Below are 15,876 nucleotides of genomic sequence, written 5' to 3'. Positions count from 1 at the left end.
AAAAAATGTGAGTATGTTATCTATATTCTTGGCTGCTGGAGCAGACATGTCTACTCGCATTGCAAAGCCGCGCTCACGCATGCGCAAGCAGCCGCGCCAGGCGCGTTCGAGAGCGACGGTCGAGGCGCTCATCGAAGCCGGTGCTCATGTTCTGAGCGCGCTGGGCTGGGCCGGCTTCACCACCAACAAGGTGGCCGATGCGGCCGGCGTCAGCATCGGCTCGCTCTATCAATATTTTCCCGACAAGCTGTCGCTGGTCGAAGCAATTCGCCGGCGACATTTCGATCAGGTGCTGTCGGTGATCGCCGAATCAGCAGAAGGCGACAAGCCGCTCAAGCGATTCGCGCAGGAGCTGGTGCGCGGCATGATCGATGCGCACAGCATCCATCCGACGCTGCATCAGGTGCTGCTCGACGAGGCGCCGGGCGATCGCGGCTCACGCGCCGCCCATGCCTCGTTCCAGTCGCGCTATCTTGATCACTACACGGCGGCGGTGGCGCAATATCGCAGGCGCAGAAAGGACAATGAGACCGTGGCCCGGGTGCTGTCCTCAGCGGTCGAGGGCGTCATCCACAATGCCGCGCGGCGAGACATGCTCGACGCGCCGGAGCTGCAGAAGCAGTTGGTCGAGCTGATCTGCGCTTACGTGTCTGGTGGGAAGGCGGTGTGAGGCAGCGGCAGCAGTTCGGAGATTGGCGAAACCGGAGCGACATCAGATCTCCCACTTGCGGGAGATGGCAGGTTCAACGGCGGTTCTTATCCGACCTTAGCGCAGGACGCGGCAGCGGCCGTTGTAGACCATCCAGCGGTCGAAGCCCGAGACGCAGAATTCGACATTGTCGCCGATCGAGGCAAAACCCTGGCCTTCCTCGATCAAGTACCAGATGGTGCGGGCGCGGCCATCGGAAAGGCTGACGGTGGCGCCGCAATAGCGGCGGCCGATCGGCCATTCTTCGCTGGCCGGGAGATAGCGATGCTGGTGGATGCGCTGGAAATCTGTGATCGAAACATCCGGCAGATGCGGCACGTGATGCACCTGGTAGGAAAAGCGGCTGGAGATCTTGCTTAGCACCCAGGCCTCGCCGCAAACGCCGCTGTCCTCGTCGGAATAGACGGAAAGGTCGGCGGCCTGTGCTGGCTGGCCGAGGGGTGCGGCCAGCGGCGTGCAAAGCGAAATCAGGGCAGCAAGAGCGGATTTGGCAAAGCGAGTCATGGCAGCCTCTCAAAGGTCGACTGCGCCCACTTTGCGGATTCGGCGGCGCGCGGTCAAGCGGTCGCGCTGCCGATGGTTTCCCGCTCCGCAACCGGTTTCTCCGGTGCGAAGCTGCGAAACCACGTCCTGACCTTTGAAAAAGCTCGCCTTGCCCATTAGGAAAAGCGGCCTGCCCATGGCCGGCGGGCCGCCGAAACCCGGTTCAGCCTTGCTTGGCGTCGCCCTGCGGTATGGCGGCCGGGTCCATCCACATCGCTTCCCAGACGTGGCCGTCAGGATCGGCCAGGCTGCGATTGTACATGAAGCCATAATCCTGCTGGGCGTTGATGTCGGCGGCGCCGCCATTTTTCGCCGCCGCCTCGTTCATCGCATCGACCGCCGCGCGGCTGTCGCAGGACACGGCAAGCATGACCTCGCTCGAGGTGGCCGGCGGGATGAGGCGATCGGTGAACTGACGCCATTTGGCGTGGGTGAGCAGCATGACGTTGATCGTTTCGCTCAGCACCATGCAGGCTGCGGTGTCGTCGGTGAAGTGCGGGTTGTTGTCGAAGCCGAGGGCGTTGTAGAATGCCATCGACGCAGCGAGATCGGCGACGGGCAGGTTGACGAAGATCATGCGGGGCATAGGGTCTCCTTGACAGTACACACTTGAAACCGGACCGGCGTTTCGCCGGACCATCCTCCGATGCCTTCTCTCAACGCACCGGTTTTGCTTTGCCGCGCACCCTCTCGGTCTGCGCCTTCTGCATCGCTTCGACCTCTTGATAAGCCGAGCAAAAACTGCATCTCGGCCGCCGAATATTCTCCAGCAATGCGGCGCCCGCCTCTGGATCGGATGGTAGCAGCGCCGGACGAGTTCCTCGGTCTTCTTGCCCGCCGCGACCATGACCTTGCGCCTGTCATCGGGATCCGGCTGACGGCTGACGAAGCCGCGCTTTTCCAGCCGGTCGATCAACGTCGTGACCGCCGCCGGCGTGAGATTTGTCTCCCTCGCTACGAGGTTTGCCGGCCCCGCCGGCCGTGATTGATCGCACCGAGACAGCGGCGCTCGGCAGCGCTCAGCACATAGATTTCGGCGACGGTCCGATCGAACGTTTCGACGGCATCCTGCCAGCGCGACATCGCGAAGCCTATCGCGTTGACCAGTTCCTCTTCTGTCGATCTTGGCATTCGATTCGAAATCTAATAATTAGATACCTATCTATCTGATTCTGGGATTAGCGTCAACGCCGAGCCGATTAGATGTGCATCTCCATGGTTTCGGTTCGTTGAACACAGCTGAGCATTCGCGGATGGCGCCACCGTCAAAACCTCTAGCGACTTTGTGTCTTTGCCGCGGGCGTCGCCCGCTGCGAAGCGTCGCTACTCCCCGGCCAGCCATTCCAGCGACCAGTGCGCCGGCTTTTCGACCGCCAGCAATCTGTGCAGGACCGGCAGCACGATGCGCAGTTCGCGCTCCAGCGTGAAGGGCGGGTTGACCACCACCATGCCGCTGCCGTCGAGGCTTGGTTCACGCGATGCCGGCCGGATCTCGAACTCGATGTCGAGCAGTTTTGGGACGCCGGATTGCTTGAGCGCCTTGCGGAAGGCGATGATCGCTTTGCGATCCTTGATCGGATACCACAGCGCGTAGATGCCACCCGGCCAGCGCCTGTGCGCTTTCTGCATGCCGTCGACCAGGCGGTCGAATTCGCCGGCTTCCTCGAACGGCGGATCGATCAGCACCAGGCCGCGCTTTTCCTTTGGCGGCAGATGCGCGCCAAGCGCCAGCCAGCCGTCGAGTTCGATCACCCTTGTCTGGAAATCGCCGGCAAACAGCGTCTTCAGCCTGGCGGCATCTGCGCCGTGCAGTTCGATCGCCGACAACCGGTCCTGCTTTCGCATGAGGTGCCTGGCGATCAATGGCGAGCCCGGATATTTCTTCACCCCGCCATCGGGATTGAGCGAACGCACCGCTTCAAGATAGGGGGCAAGCAGCGCAGCCGCCGATTTTTCGATCGGGGCGTGGATGAGGCGGCCGATGCCGCCTTGCCATTCGCCGGTCTTTTGCGCTTCCGCCGACGAAAGATCGTAGCGGCCAATGCCGGCATGAGTGTCGACGACACGGAACGCCTTGTCCTTCTGCTTCAGATAGTCGAGCAGAAGGCTGAGCACGACATGCTTGACGACGTCGGCGAAATTGCCGGCGTGATAGGCGTGACGGTAGTTCATGCTGCGCTCATGTCGAGGAGCCTCTGCCCCAACGCGGCGGTGGCGGCTTCGAGTTCGGGTTCTCCGGCCGGCGACCGCCGAAAGCCAGAGTAAGCAGGAAGCCGATCAGGCCGACGGCCATCAGCCCATAGCCAACCGGCCGTGCGCGTTGATCGATCTCACCGGCGCCGGAGCGCAGTATCAGATCCACTGCGCGTATCGGGATATCGTCGGCGTCGCCCGGGCCGGCGGTGAAGAGATAGGCGCCGGGACTGACGGTTTCGATCACGCCGGCCTCGTCGCGAAAGATCTTGTCGGGCAGTTGCGGGCTGACCTGGCGCGGATTGTCGGCGTGGTTGAATTGCAGCGTCGAGGCAAGCACCGTGCGCCCGGCTGTGGCGGCAGTCAGCGTCAGCACGGTGCGCTGCTGCGAGACAATGCGCTCGGCCTTTGCCGTCAGGTCGACCAGCACTCTGACCGGCGCGTCGCCAGCTTTCAGCGTCACCGTCACAGGCCTAAACCGTCCTTGGTCGTAGACGCGCCAGGTGCCGATCTCGTGGCCGGAGAAATTGCTCATGGCCCAGGGATACACGAAGCCAATGGCGGCGCCGGCAAGCAGTATCAGGACAAACAGAAAGCGCATTGAGGAGATCCGGGTGTTCGACAGATTGCCAATAACGCCCTGAAGGCCAAAAAGCGATGGCTGACGCAGCGGAGCCACCTTTGTGGAGTCCGTTGGCGGCACGCAAGCCATGTGGCACTTATGGCGAATGAAGCCTTCCGCAGAAGCATTGACTCGTCTTTTCCAACCGATGCCGGTGGCTCATGCCCAATAGCACCGTGCTGATCACCGGTGCCCGCGCGCCGGTGGCGCTGCACCTGGCGCGGCTGCTGCATGGCGCCGGTTGCCGGGTGATCCTGGCCGACAGCCCGGCCCGGCCGATCGCCGCAGCGAGCACGGCCTGCGCCGCCTACCATCGCCTGCCGCCGCCGCGCTTTGCCGCCGACGCCTATGCCAAGGCGGTGGAAGCGCTTGTCCGCGCGGAAGGCATCGAACTCGTTATCCCGACCTGCGAGGAAGTCTTTTATCTCGGTCGTCTCTGGCAGCACCGCGCCATGCCGGCCCGCCTCTTCGCACCCGAGATGGCGATGCTCGCCCGCGTTCACGACAAGCATGCCTTCATCCGGCTGGCGCAGAGCCTTGGGCTCGACGTGCCGGAAACGATACTGCTGCAAAGCGAGGCCGATCTCGACGGCGTTCGTGGCCAATCGCGCGAATTGGTGTTCAAACCTGTGTGGTCACGTTTTGCCCGTGACGTACTGCTGCGGCCATCGCCGGACGAACTCGACGCCGTCCGCCCCTCGCCCGCCGCTCCTTGGGTGGCGCAGCGCTACATCGCCGGTGAAGAGATCAGCGCCTATGCGGTGGCGATCGAGGGTGAACTCAAAGCGCTGGCGCTCTACCGTTCGCTCTATCGCGCCGGCAAGGGCGCCGGCATCTGTTTCGAGCCGGTCGAGGATATCGCGGCGCGGCGCTTCGTCGAAACCTTCGTCGCCGGCGCCGGCTGGACCGGCCAGATATCCTTCGACCTGATGCGCGAGAACAACGGCAGGGTGCTGCCACTGGAGTGCAATCCGCGCGCCGTGAGCGGCCTGCACTTCTTTCGCGATCTGCGGCGCTTCGCCGACGCGGTCCTGGAGGATGGCGCCGAGGTGAAGCCCGACGTGACGGCGCCGCAGACGGTGAGGCTGGCGATGTGGATCTACGGGATGCCGGCGGCACTGCGCTCCGGTGGTCTCGGCAGCTTTCGCCAGGCGATGCACGATGCCGATGAGCTGCTCGACTGGCCGGGCGACCCCGCGCCGAAGCGGGCGCAGTGGCGCACGCTGGCCGAGATCGCCGGGACGGCGATCAGCCAGCGCATCAGCCTTCAGGCCGCGTCGACGCGCGATATCGAGTGGAACGGGCCGGAGCAGGACTGAATAGAGCGCTTTCCTACAGCTCGATCTGGTACACCCTCGGCTCTGCCGCCGCCGGTGGCATCTTGCCGTCGATGATCGCCGCTATGTCGCGGCGCAGGAAATCCAGCGGGCCGATCGCCGGCTGAACCTGCGGCGATATACGGGCGTTGTCGCTGGCCGATTTCAGCACACGGCGATCCTGCTGCAGGGCAAAGGCAAAGAGCGGCCGGAAAGCAAGCGCCTTGAGTTCGCCGAACAGGCCCTGTCGCGGGCCGATCAGCCAGCCGACGCCTTCGACGGTCCGTTCGTCCGCCTGACGCAAATGGAAAGTGGTCGCCAGCGCCAAGCCGCCCTTGCCCCAATATTCGAGTTCGACGATGCCGGGATGGCGGTAGCGGCCGATGGTCCTGGCGCGCTCGCCTTCCAGCAGCCGGCTGACCAGCCCCTGTTGGCGGTCCTCGCCGGTGTAGCAGCTTTCGACCCAGCCCTTGCCGCCGGTCACCTCGACGCGCACGAGATGGCGCTTTGCGGTCAGGCCGCGCAGCACACCCTTGTGGGTGAAGTGGGTGTGAGTGGCGTCGAGAATGTTCTCGGCGGCGTCGAGCACCGTCGATCGCGCCGAGCTTCGCACCCGCTTCACGACGACATCCTTGCCTTGCATGCAATGGAGATAGGGCTCGCCCTCAGGCGTGCCTGCCGAGACGAAGACGACGCCGTCGCGCTCGATCGCGCTGTAGCGGCGGATACGGTAATGCGGGACGTCGCCGACATGGCCGGGAATGGCGGTGCAGCGCCCTTCCCCATTGTAGCGCCAGCCATGATAGGGACATTCGATCTCGCCACCGACGACCTTTCCGGTCGAGAGTTCGACCAGGCGGTGAGCGCAGCGGTCGAAGAGGGCGGCAATGCCTTTCGCCGAGCGGAACAGCACCAGTGGCGCGCCGTCGAACAGGATGCGCTTCGGCTTGGCTTTGATGTCGGCAGACCGCATCACCGCCTGCCAATAGTCTTTGTCTTTCTGCTGCCGGGTGTCGCTCAAAGTTCAAATCTCCTGAGCAGGGGAATGCCGATCTTCGCGAGCACAAATTCCATGATCCGCACCGCCATGCGTTGGCGGCGCGGCAGATGGGCAGCATAGACGGCGTTGTATTCCACCGTCGCCACGGCGCCGCGCAAGCGTTTGAAGGCGGCGGCACCGGCGCTCATGTTGAAGAACAGGCTGTGCGCCATCGCATGATCCTGCGCCAGCGCCATCATCATGCGGTAAAGGCCTTCGCTCACCGGGAGGCCGGTGTCGTAGCCGACGATGGGCTGCGTCAGTGTCCTGCCGTTCTGAGACAAAGCGGCGACGGCGACCAGTTCACCGCCGGGACGACGCAGGCCTGCCAGTTGCAGGATGCCGCGACGGTGCGTCTCGCCGATATAGCGGGCCGTGTAGTGCGGGTTGAGCGGCGTGTATTTGTCGAGATAGAGCATCCGGTAGAGCGCTTCGGCGCGCGCATAGTCGGCCTCGGTGAAGTCGCCATTGCCGACCTGCTCGAAAGGCGTCGTGGGCAGCCGCTTGCGGTCGCGCTTCATGTCGTTGGTCATGGCCGAACCGTCGCCTGCGAAGATGTAGATCTGCCGCGCCGCCAGCATTCGAAAACCCTCCGCCTTCAGCGCTGCGATTGTCGACGGATCGGCGATCTCGTTCAGGGAGCGGATGAGAACAGCGCGATCGGGAAAACGCGCGGTGAGATCGTCGCGCATCGCCGCGACCGCGTTGCGATCGAGCAGCGGCACCGGATTGGTCGAATAGAGCCAGTTGTTGACCTGAACCTGATGGTCGAGGCCGCTCATCCTGACCAGCGGCGCGCACAGGCCGATCAGCATCCGCATCGTTGTTTGCAGCAAGGGCGAGGAGACGAAATTGCGGGTCTCGTCGATGGCATAGTCGATATAGGCGCTGGACGGGCAGCAGATGTAGCAGTTCGGCGCTTCGCTTCTGTCGTTCAGCGTCAGCGGAAAGGAGCGGCCGGCGATCTCGAAGGTTTCGACAGCCACTGTCAGATTGCGCACGAGGTCGCGCACCGGCACCTCGTTGAAAAGCTGAACGAAGGCTTCGACCTCACGCGGGTTGTTTTCTACCCGGTTCGTCTGATCGAGTGGCAACATAGCGAGCCGGTTCATGATGCCGCTCCCAGGTGGCATTCGACCCGACGCAGTTTGCGGCCGGTCTCCAACGGCAGGTCCCTGCGAACAAGGCTGACCGAAGCTGTCGCCTGGCGCGCCGCCAGCAAATTGCGCACGGACTGATGGGCGGCGGTGGCGGCTTCGTCGGCAAGCCCGGGGGCCAGGCTGAGTTCGATTGCATCTTCAGCGGTCTGGACCAGGCGGAAATCGTCGATGCGCCGGTCGGCCTTGAGCACCGCATTGCGTAGTATGTCGGGCGTGACGAGGAGCTGCCCGTGCGGCGAGGCGAGCCGGAAAGCGTCGTCCATGCGGCCGACGATCTCGTCCAGGGTGCGCAGCGGCGAGCCGCAGCGGCATGGCTTTTCGGACAGCCGCAGCAAGTCGTTCATCCGGTAGCGCGCCATGATCTGGGTCCGGCGGCGAAAGGCGGTGATCAGCGGCATGACCAGGCCGTCGCCGGCCGGTTCGAACTCGAAGAACACCGAATCCTCGGCCAGATGCAGCCCGCCCTGGCGGCAGGTGACGGCGAACAGCCCTTCCGTCGCCATGTAGATCTGGTCGAGCTGACGACCAAAGAATGCCTCGATGACCGGCCGGTCAACCGGGTCGAGCGTTTCGGCGGCGCTGAAGACACGCTGCGGCTTGAGCCGAAAGCCCTCGGCCGCGAAGTGCCGCAGTATCTTCGGTGGCGCGATGATCACCGTCGGCGCGAAATCTTCGAGAGCGCCGCGCCAGCTCTCCGGACCGCGCGTCAGATCGAAGAAGCGCAGGTCGATACGCCGCGATTTGCGCGCGCTATCGTAGAGCCCGGTGTTTTGCGGCAGGATCACCGCAACGCGCTGCCGGCGCCAGAGCAGATCGGGCACGGCTTTGGCCAGGATGGTGCCCAGCCAGCGGTATTTTTCCGCCTCGGAAATGACGAACAGGCCACGATTGCCCGACGTGCCGGTGCTGGAGCCGACAGTCAGCTCGCCAATGCGGCTATCGCCGGCCTGCGCCTTCCAGGCCTCGGCGGCCGAGACGCCATGAATGTTGAAGCGCTCGAAATTGCCCATCACCGTCGCCTTGTCGGTCACCGGCAGGTCGCCGAGAAGACGCGGCGCCTTGCCGTAGAACGGCGCGCGCGGCAGGTCGCGGTCGAGAAAGCGGCGCAAGGCTTGCGCCTGCCAGCGCTCGAAACTCTCGCGGCTTTTGCGCGAAACCCATTGCGTCAGCGCAAACGAACGGATCGCTTCGGCCGGCCCGTTCACGCGCTCTCTCCGGCCACATCGTAGGCCGTCACCGCCGGATCATGACAAAGAACAACCTCGCCGCCGGTCGCCAGAAACCGACGCAACATTACGCTGGTCGGCTCGATCGCGGCGGCATCCTCGGCCAGCAGGGTTGCAGGCAGACCGGGAGTTCGGTTTTCCACCAATGCTCTGATCAGCCATTGCGCATCGACGGCGTAGAGCAGCGGCCGCTCCAGATTGGGGAACAAAAGGCCGAACTGGCCATCGGCATGGCCGGGCAGATCGACTGCGACGACGCTGCCGTCGCCGAACAGATCGGCGCCGCCCGGTACGCCGCCACGCGGCTCGACCTGCCGCTTCGACGACAGCCCGTCGAGTCGGGCCTCGAAGTCAGACGGGAACAGTTCCTTGAAGACGCCATGGCGCAGATTCTGCCGGGAAGTCTTGGCCTTCGCCCGCGCCCAGGCGGTGTCATTGGCGATAAGCCGAGCGTTGGGAAACAGCGACAGGCCCGACATGTGGTCGGCATGGAAATGCGTGACAATGACGGTGCGCACGTCCTGCGGCGAGAGGCCGAAGCGCGCCAGTACCGCGAGCGGCTGCTCGGCTTCGTTGAGCTGGGGCCGGAGGATCGCACTGTAAAGACGCAGCGCCGTGCTGCGCCCACTGCCTTGTGTCACATGCGGCGTGTAGCCGGTATCGATCAGGACGGGGCCGGCTCGCGGATGCATGATCAGGCCGTAGCGGATACGTAGCCTGACCTTCGCCCAGCTGCCGCCGCGCAGGATCAGGCGCTCGGCTGCGCTGACAGAGGCGCTGTTGGCGAAGACGATCTTCACGCTGCCCTCCTGCTTTCCATCGCCTTGCCGAATGTGCGATCGAGCCCTTCCTGGAACGACACTTTCGGCGCCCAGCCGAGGATGCGGCCTGCCTTGGAAAGATCGAGGCTCTGCGCATAGGCGAACAGGCCAAGACCGTAGCGCGTCACCGGCGGTTCCGGGCGGCCGGGCAATATATTCGCTACCGCCTCCGCTATCCCGGCCGTCAGCATGGCGGGCCAGAGCGGCATTCTGCGCCAGCGCGGCTGCACGCCGGCGCAGGCGCAGGCCGCCTCGGCAATGCGGCGGACCGGCACCACTTCGCCGCCGGAGATGTTGAATATCTGTCCCTCGGCAGCGCTCCCGGCGGACAGCGCGGCAAGCACCGCGTCGACGACATCCTCTATATAAGTGAGATCGATGCGCGCCTTGCCGTCGCGAAACAGCGGCAGCGGGCGCTGCCGTGCCACCTGCAGCAGACGCGGCAGCAGCGTGCGATCGCCGGGACCGTAGAGGCCGCGCGGCCGCAGCACCACCGGGCTGATCTCAGGCGCCGCCAGCACGATCTCCTCGGCCTGCCGCTTGGTGCGGGCATAGTGATTGACCGGAGGGGGCAAGGCCGCATTCTCGGAAACTCCGAGCTGGTCGCGATAGGCGAAACAGACCGTCGGGCTGGAGATATGGACGAAGCGGCGCACGCCTTGCCCGCGCGCGAAATCGCTGAGGTTGCGGGTAGCTGTGACATTTGCCGTCTGGAAATCCGCCAACCTGCCGAAGGGCGCGGAAAGTGCCGCGCAGTGGATGATCGTATCGACGCCGTCGAGAGCGCGCGCGGCAGCTGCATCGAACGGTTGAGACAAATCGAGCCGAACGACCCGATGACCAGCGGCTTCGAGCGCCGCGCAGCGTTTGGCGTCCCTGCCAAGACCCAGCGCCGGTGTACCCAGTGCAGCCAGCCGCGCCATGACATGCGCGCCGAGGAAGCCGCTGGCGCCGGTGACGAGGACGCGTCCCACGGTCATGCTTCCAGCGCCATGCCGCCGAACGACACGCCGGCCGAGGTGCCGAGGAACAGCACTTTGGCGCCGAGCACAATGCGTTGTTCGCGGCGCGCGACGTCGAGCGCAAAGGGGATGGAAGCGGCGATCTGATTGCCGTAGCGCGCCGCGATGTCGACGAGCTTTTCCCTGGCGAAGCCGGTCTGGCGCGCCATGTGGGCGAGCGCGAAAGGGCTTGCCTGATGCGGCACGACGAGGTCGACATCGTCGTGCCGCCAGCCAGCGCGATCGAGCAACTCCGCTACAAAGCCGTTGAAATGGCGTGACGTGACGCGAAACAGTTCCTTGCCCTCCATGTGGAACAGGCTGTGGCGGGCGAATTCCTCGGGCTCACGATGAAAGTCGAACCGGGTGCCACCGGAGCCGATGCTGCAGGCCGCATAGGCGGAAGGGTAGGTGCGCATCAGATTGGCCGCCACCCCACCTTCGCCAGGGGCTGCCTGTTGCAGCACGGCGGCCGCCGCGCCATCGCCGAAGAGGGCCGCAATTTCCGGCTGGTCCTGCCACGGCAGGGCGCGCGAGGCGATTTCAGACGAGAACACCAGCGCCGTCCGGCATTGCCCGGCCTCGATCAGGCGCGACGCGGTCTCGAACGCTGTGAGGAAACCGAGGCAGGTGCTGTTGACGTCGAAGGCGGCCGCCGACCCATCGGCAAGGCCGAGGCGCTGCATGACCAGCGGAGCCGTCGACGGCAACGGCTGGTAAGGCACGCCGCAACCGCCGATGACCAGATCGACACTGCCTGCCTCAAGTTCGGCATCGGCAAGCGCCAGACGGGCTGCGGCACAAGCAAGGTCGACCTGCGATTCGGCGTCGCAGACATAGCGTTCGATGACGCCGGTCGCGGCCTCGAAATGTCCATCGCCAAACCCCAGCCGCGCATCGAGGGCGCGCGACGTCACGCATCGAGCCGGCACGGCCCGCCCGGTTCCGATGATCCTGATCCGCATTCTCAGCCCGCCCAATGAGCCTGCATCCAGTCAATCCATAAAACGGATCCAATGTGATGGCCATCATCAAGACGAATGCGTGGGAACTATGGAGCCTTCAGTGGATTGCGGCTAGAATCTCTCGCAAGTATAAAGACCCGTACGGGGGCGATTATGGCCAGATCTTTTTTCCGCTTTATTTCTTCAATTTTTGGCGCGTCCGACGCCAGACAGGAAGGAAAAGCCGAGGCCAACAGAGCCAATACAGGGGGCTTGATCAGAGCCGAATGGCCCCATGACTATCAGTTCCTCTTTATCGAACCACCTGCGAACGAAGTCGCGGAAGCGTTGGACGGCTGGAAGTGGATCGGACTGGATGGCCTTGAACCAGCTGCGGTGTCAGCTTTCGGCGACATATTTTTCCGTGCCGGCGACGGGTCGGTTCGTCATCTCGATATGCTCGACGGGAAATTGACCAGAATTGCGGGTCATTGGGCGGAATTTCAGGCCGACTTGCAGAATGAAGCGCGCCGCGACGAGTTGCTGCTGGCGGGCCTTGTCGTTGCCGCCCGAAAGAACCGACTGATTCCGGCAGCCGGCCAATGCTATGATTTCAAGAAGCCGCCGGTGCTTGGCGGCGAAATGAGTCTGCGAGAGATGGAAACGACGTTTTTCGTTGTGAAGGTGCATATCGCCGGCCAAATCCATCGGCAGGTGAAAGATCTCCCGCAGGGCGCGAAGATAAACAAGGTTACGATCAGCGACCGATAACGCGACTTACGCCTTGCGCTCCCAGCGACGGTCGGGCGTCTGCTGCCAGTAGGTGACAGCGTGGCCCGCTTCTTTCAACACCTTCCAATGCGTCCGCGCCCCTTCGACCTGGGCCGCGTCATGGCCGTCGAACAGGAACACGGCGCGTTCGTAGCCGGCGAGATCGGCGGGTGCGGCGCCATCGACGAGGAAGCGTATCTGCGCCTGGTTGGGGTTGGCGTCGCTCGTGGTGAGCAGGATTGGCTGTTCGGCCGGATGGGCTTCACGGTCGGTCGCGTGCGCGAGGAACGAATCGTCCCTGAATGTCCACAGATGCAGGTCGAGCGCATCGCGCCGCTCCTCGGTCCCTGTCTGCACCACGGCGCGCCAGCCGCGATCGACGCTGCGCTCGAGCAGGCCGGGAAGCGCATCCTCCAGCGTCGATTCGGTCAGGTGGTAGAACAGGACATCGGCCATTCCCTGCCTTATCCCTCGTAATTGTCGCGCACCAGCCGGTCGAGCAGCCTGACGCCGAAACCCGAGCCCCAGGACTGGTTGATCTCGCTCGGCGGAGAGCCCATCGCGGTGCCGGCGATGTCGAGATGCGCCCACGGCGTTTCCTTGACGAAGCGCTGCAGGAACTGCGCGGCGATGATGGCGCCGCCATAGCGGCCGCCGATGTTCTTCATGTCGGCGTTCTTGGAATCGATCAGCTTGTCGTATTCGGGCCCAAGCGGCATGCGCCACAGCCGCTCCTGACTCGCCTGGCCGGCCGCCGTCAACCTGTCCGAAAGTTCGTCATTGTTGGAGAACAGGCCGGCATAATGCTGGCCGAGCGCGACCATGATGGCGCCGGTCAGCGTCGCCAGATTGACCATGAATTTCGGCTGGAAGCGGTCGTTGCAATACCACAGCGCGTCGGCCAGAACGAGGCGTCCTTCGGCATCGGTGTTGAGCACCTCGATGGTCTGACCCGACATCGAGGTGACGATGTCGCCGGGGCGCTGGGCATGGCCGTCGACGGCATTTTCCACCAGCCCGACGATGCCGACGACATTGGCCTTGGCCTTTCGCGCGGCCAGCGCCTGGATGAGCCCGATGACGGCCGCGGCACCGCCCATGTCGCCCTTCATGTCTTCCATGCCGGAGGCCGGCTTCATAGAATTGCCGCCGGTGTCGAAGGTGACGCCCTTGCCGACGAAGGCGACCGGTGCGTCCTTGGCCTTGCCGCCCTTCCATTGCATGACAGCCATCCGGGCGCCGCGCGGCGAACCCTGCGCGACACCGAGGAGCGAGCCCATGCCGAGCTTCTTCATTTCCTTCTCGGTGAGGATCTCGACCTCGACGCCGAGCGCTTCCAGTTCCTTGGCGCGGGCGGCGAATTCGATCGGGCCGAGCGTATTGGCCGGTTCGTTGACAAGGTCGCGCGCCAGAAGCACGCCGTCGATGACCGCAACCTCGTCGGCGAAGGCCTTTTTCGCCGCGGCAGGATCGGCGGTGTGGATGGTCACCTTGACCGGTTTCTTCGGCTCGGCATCGTCCTTGTCTTTCCTGGTCTTGTATTTGTCGAAGGAGTAGCTGCGAAGAATGATGCCGGCGGCAAGGTTCGCCGCTTGCCTGCCGCCAATCTTTGCGCCCGGCACATCGAGGATGACGGCCACCTCCGCTGCCTTGCGCAGGGACGCGGCGATGGTGCCGCCAAGCTTCAGCCAGGCAAAGTCATCGAGGCCGGCGACCTTGCCGGCGCCGACCGCCACCAGTCGGTCGAGCGATGTTCCCTGCGGCGCCAGCACTTCGACGACACCGGCGAATTTTCCGGAAAACTCCGCCACCGGAAACGCCCGCGCCAGCGTTCCTGAGGGGTCGCAGGCCTTTGCCGGTTCGCCAAGACCACCATCGTCGGCCGCCAGCACGATGATGCTGCCCTTTTTGGGTGCGGCAAATTTGGCGAAGGCGATCAATGGTCTCAAAGTCATCAGGTCCTGCTTTCGGGAAACGGCTCAGATTTTCAGGAAAAATGCATTCTCAGGGAAGATGCGCGACATTTGGTCGTTTTCCTTGATTTGGCAAGACTTTGCCGGAATCAGGGATCATATGCGCAGCGGAATCGATAACGATTCGTCGCGGCACGGCTCCGCTTTCCTGCCGCAACCTGTTGTTAACCATTGATGTTCTCCCTTTCTTATTCATTGCCGCCGACACTCCGGCCTGCGGAACGGGCGATGTGGGACGGAGAATCGGATCGAACCGCCTGAAAGAAATGGCCAAACGCACCCAGTTGTACAGCCGCAGCCGGACGACTACCTTGTCGGCGGGCATGATGCCGTTCGGCAAATCGAGAAAAGCCTTACATGAAGGTCGTTGAACGCTACATCATGCGTCGCGCACTGGCGGTGTTTCTCGCTGCGCTGATCTGGACGCTGGCCATTGTCTGGACGACGCAGGTGCTTGCCCGCATCGACCTGGTCACCGACAGTGGCCAATCGGCGCTCACTTTTTTCGAGGTCGCGGGCCTCATCATCCCCACCATCATCCCGATCGTGGTGCCATTCGCCCTGGTGGTGGCGGTGGCCCAGACGCTCAGCGTCATGAACTCCGATTCGGAATTGGCCGTCATCAACGCCGCCGGCGCCTCGCGCTGGACGATTGTGCGGCCGGTCCTGCTGATCGCGCTGGCGGCCAGCGTCTTTTCCTTCGCGGTCGACAATGGCGTCGAACCCTATGCCAGGCAGAAGAACCGCCAGCTGATAGCATCCTCGCGCGCCGATCTCTTGTCGCTGATCATCCAGGAAGGCACGTTCCGCAAGATCGACGACGGGCTGTTCCTGCAGATAGGCGAGCGGCTGCCGGACAACCGGCTCGGCGGCATCTTCGTGGCCGATTCGCGCGAGGAAGGCGCCAATCTGATCTATTATGCCAAGAGCGGCAGCGTCGTCGAAAAGGGTGACGAGAAGGTGCTGATGATGAATGACGGCGTCATTCATCGCAAGACGCTGACCGGCGACCTGTCGGTCATCCGCTTCACGTCCTACGCCTTCGACCTTTCCGCCTTCATGTCGGCGGCGAACGATATCATGCTCCTGCCCAAGGACCGAACGACGCAATACCTGCTCAACCCGGATCCGAACGACAAGATCTTCCAGCGCAGGCCCGGCGCCTACAAGGCCGAGCTCGACCAGCGCTTTTCCGAATGGTCCTATTCGCTGGTGTTCGCGCTGATCGCGCTGGCCGTGGCAGGCGATGCGCGCTCACACCGCGAGGCGCGCATCCACCCGCTGATCACAGCCATCGCCATTGCGCTGTTCGTGCGCTGGCTGGGCTTCTTTGCCGCCGGCAAGGCCGACAAGATCCCGCAATACGCCTATATGGTCTATGGCGTGCCGGTCATCGCCTCGGCGGTCGCCATCTGGTTCATCGTCACCTCGCGAAGCATGGAACTGCCCGGCAGCTGGGCCGACTGGATGACGAATTTCGCCGGCCGCGTCAGCGATGGCTGGACGGCGCTCAAGCTGCGCCTCAATCGGCGCTACACATCCGGCCAGGGAGCCTGAC

General features: G+C 63.9%; 18 protein-coding genes. 4 read left to right on the top strand and 14 right to left on the bottom strand.

Going from position 1 to position 15,876, the window contains the following annotated elements:
- Window positions 1-46 precede the first annotated feature (46 nt).
- Window positions 47-670: a TetR family transcriptional regulator gene (locus NLY36_RS26935; RefSeq protein ID WP_031198064.1), complete on the top strand. Its 624-nt coding sequence runs from the start codon at window positions 47-49 to the stop codon at window positions 668-670.
- Between the two features lie 96 nt (window positions 671-766).
- On the opposite strand, the gene NLY36_RS26930 is transcribed toward NLY36_RS26935, so the two are convergent.
- From NLY36_RS26930 to NLY36_RS26910, 5 genes are all read right to left on the bottom strand, one after another.
- Complete coding sequence (locus NLY36_RS26930; protein WP_023673457.1) at window positions 767-1,213, bottom strand: hypothetical protein; 447 nt, start codon at window positions 1,211-1,213, stop codon at window positions 767-769.
- Between the two features lie 202 nt (window positions 1,214-1,415).
- A complete protein-coding gene (locus NLY36_RS31850; RefSeq protein ID WP_084026175.1) occupies window positions 1,416-2,168 on the bottom strand; it encodes a MarR family transcriptional regulator in 753 nt (250 codons plus the stop codon).
- 38 nt (window positions 2,169-2,206) lie between these two features.
- Window positions 2,207-2,383 (bottom strand): hypothetical protein, encoded by a 177-nt coding sequence (locus NLY36_RS26920; protein WP_023695582.1) that lies wholly within the window; start codon window positions 2,381-2,383, stop codon window positions 2,207-2,209.
- Window positions 2,384-2,575: 192 nt separating this feature from the next.
- Window positions 2,576-3,424: a 23S rRNA (adenine(2030)-N(6))-methyltransferase RlmJ gene (locus NLY36_RS26915; protein WP_023684716.1), complete on the bottom strand. Its 849-nt coding sequence runs from the start codon at window positions 3,422-3,424 to the stop codon at window positions 2,576-2,578.
- A 7-nt stretch (window positions 3,425-3,431) separates the two neighbouring features.
- On the bottom strand, window positions 3,432-4,046 hold the full coding sequence (locus tag NLY36_RS26910; RefSeq protein ID WP_023684715.1) for a hypothetical protein: 615 nt from the start codon (window positions 4,044-4,046) through the stop codon (window positions 3,432-3,434).
- 182 nt (window positions 4,047-4,228) lie between these two features.
- Here NLY36_RS26910 and NLY36_RS26905 point away from each other — a divergent pair, with 182 nt between their 5' ends.
- The gene (locus NLY36_RS26905; protein ID WP_031201266.1) at window positions 4,229-5,386 is read left to right on the top strand and encodes an ATP-grasp domain-containing protein; all 1,158 of its coding nucleotides are present in this window, start codon (window positions 4,229-4,231) and stop codon (window positions 5,384-5,386) included.
- 13 nt (window positions 5,387-5,399) lie between these two features.
- On the opposite strand, the gene NLY36_RS26900 is transcribed toward NLY36_RS26905, so the two are convergent.
- From NLY36_RS26900 to NLY36_RS26875, 6 genes are read right to left on the bottom strand one after another with little or no spacing between them, the layout of a single operon-like run.
- A complete protein-coding gene (locus tag NLY36_RS26900) occupies window positions 5,400-6,404 on the bottom strand; it encodes a Rieske 2Fe-2S domain-containing protein (RefSeq protein ID WP_023695584.1) in 1,005 nt (334 codons plus the stop codon).
- Window positions 6,401-7,534, bottom strand: a complete 1,134-nt coding sequence (locus NLY36_RS26895; protein ID WP_023695585.1) for a GNAT family N-acetyltransferase — start codon at window positions 7,532-7,534, stop codon at window positions 6,401-6,403. Before NLY36_RS26895 ends, NLY36_RS26900 begins: the two co-directional genes overlap by 4 nt.
- Complete coding sequence (locus NLY36_RS26890; RefSeq protein ID WP_023695586.1) at window positions 7,531-8,787, bottom strand: F390 synthetase-related protein; 1,257 nt, start codon at window positions 8,785-8,787, stop codon at window positions 7,531-7,533. The genes NLY36_RS26895 and NLY36_RS26890 overlap by 4 nt, the downstream gene beginning before the upstream one ends.
- The gene (locus tag NLY36_RS26885; RefSeq protein ID WP_023695587.1) at window positions 8,784-9,608 is read right to left on the bottom strand and encodes an MBL fold metallo-hydrolase; all 825 of its coding nucleotides are present in this window, start codon (window positions 9,606-9,608) and stop codon (window positions 8,784-8,786) included. Before NLY36_RS26885 ends, NLY36_RS26890 begins: the two co-directional genes overlap by 4 nt.
- Window positions 9,605-10,609: an NAD-dependent epimerase/dehydratase family protein gene (locus tag NLY36_RS26880; RefSeq protein ID WP_031201269.1), complete on the bottom strand. Its 1,005-nt coding sequence runs from the start codon at window positions 10,607-10,609 to the stop codon at window positions 9,605-9,607. Before NLY36_RS26880 ends, NLY36_RS26885 begins: the two co-directional genes overlap by 4 nt.
- Window positions 10,606-11,547 carry a 3-oxoacyl-[acyl-carrier-protein] synthase III C-terminal domain-containing protein gene (locus NLY36_RS26875; protein ID WP_245260210.1) on the bottom strand — a complete coding sequence of 314 codons (942 nt, stop codon included), beginning with the start codon at window positions 11,545-11,547 and terminating at the stop codon, window positions 10,606-10,608. Before NLY36_RS26875 ends, NLY36_RS26880 begins: the two co-directional genes overlap by 4 nt.
- Before the next feature lie 201 nt (window positions 11,548-11,748).
- On the opposite strand from NLY36_RS26875, the gene NLY36_RS26870 reads away from it, so the two are divergent.
- Window positions 11,749-12,345, top strand: coding sequence for a T6SS immunity protein Tdi1 domain-containing protein (locus NLY36_RS26870; protein ID WP_023693959.1), 597 nt, complete (start codon window positions 11,749-11,751; stop codon window positions 12,343-12,345).
- Between the two features lie 6 nt (window positions 12,346-12,351).
- Here the strand turns inward: NLY36_RS26870 and NLY36_RS26865 are convergent, their stop codons facing one another.
- Genes NLY36_RS26865 through NLY36_RS26855 form a run of 3 tightly spaced genes read right to left on the bottom strand, consistent with a single transcriptional unit; the run spans window position 12,352 to window position 14,643 of the window.
- Window positions 12,352-12,801, bottom strand: coding sequence for a DNA polymerase III subunit chi (locus NLY36_RS26865; protein WP_023672739.1), 450 nt, complete (start codon window positions 12,799-12,801; stop codon window positions 12,352-12,354).
- An 8-nt stretch (window positions 12,802-12,809) separates the two neighbouring features.
- Window positions 12,810-14,300 carry a leucyl aminopeptidase gene (locus tag NLY36_RS26860; protein WP_023695590.1) on the bottom strand — a complete coding sequence of 497 codons (1,491 nt, stop codon included), beginning with the start codon at window positions 14,298-14,300 and terminating at the stop codon, window positions 12,810-12,812.
- Window positions 14,301-14,349: 49 nt separating this feature from the next.
- Entirely contained in the window at window positions 14,350-14,643 is a 294-nt protein-coding gene (locus NLY36_RS26855; RefSeq protein WP_155923815.1) for a hypothetical protein, read from the bottom strand.
- A 32-nt stretch (window positions 14,644-14,675) separates the two neighbouring features.
- On the opposite strand from NLY36_RS26855, the gene lptF reads away from it, so the two are divergent.
- Entirely contained in the window at window positions 14,676-15,875 is a 1,200-nt protein-coding gene (gene lptF, locus NLY36_RS26850) for an LPS export ABC transporter permease LptF (RefSeq protein WP_023672737.1), read from the top strand.
- The last annotated feature ends 1 nt before the right edge of the window (window position 15,876 follow it).

It is taken from the genome of Mesorhizobium sp. C399B, from assembly GCF_030323185.1.
In the GTDB taxonomy this organism is placed as follows: domain Bacteria; phylum Pseudomonadota; class Alphaproteobacteria; order Rhizobiales; family Rhizobiaceae; genus Mesorhizobium.
Note: the sequence above shows the minus strand (reverse complement) of the source record. Positions and strands in the feature narration are given on the sequence as shown.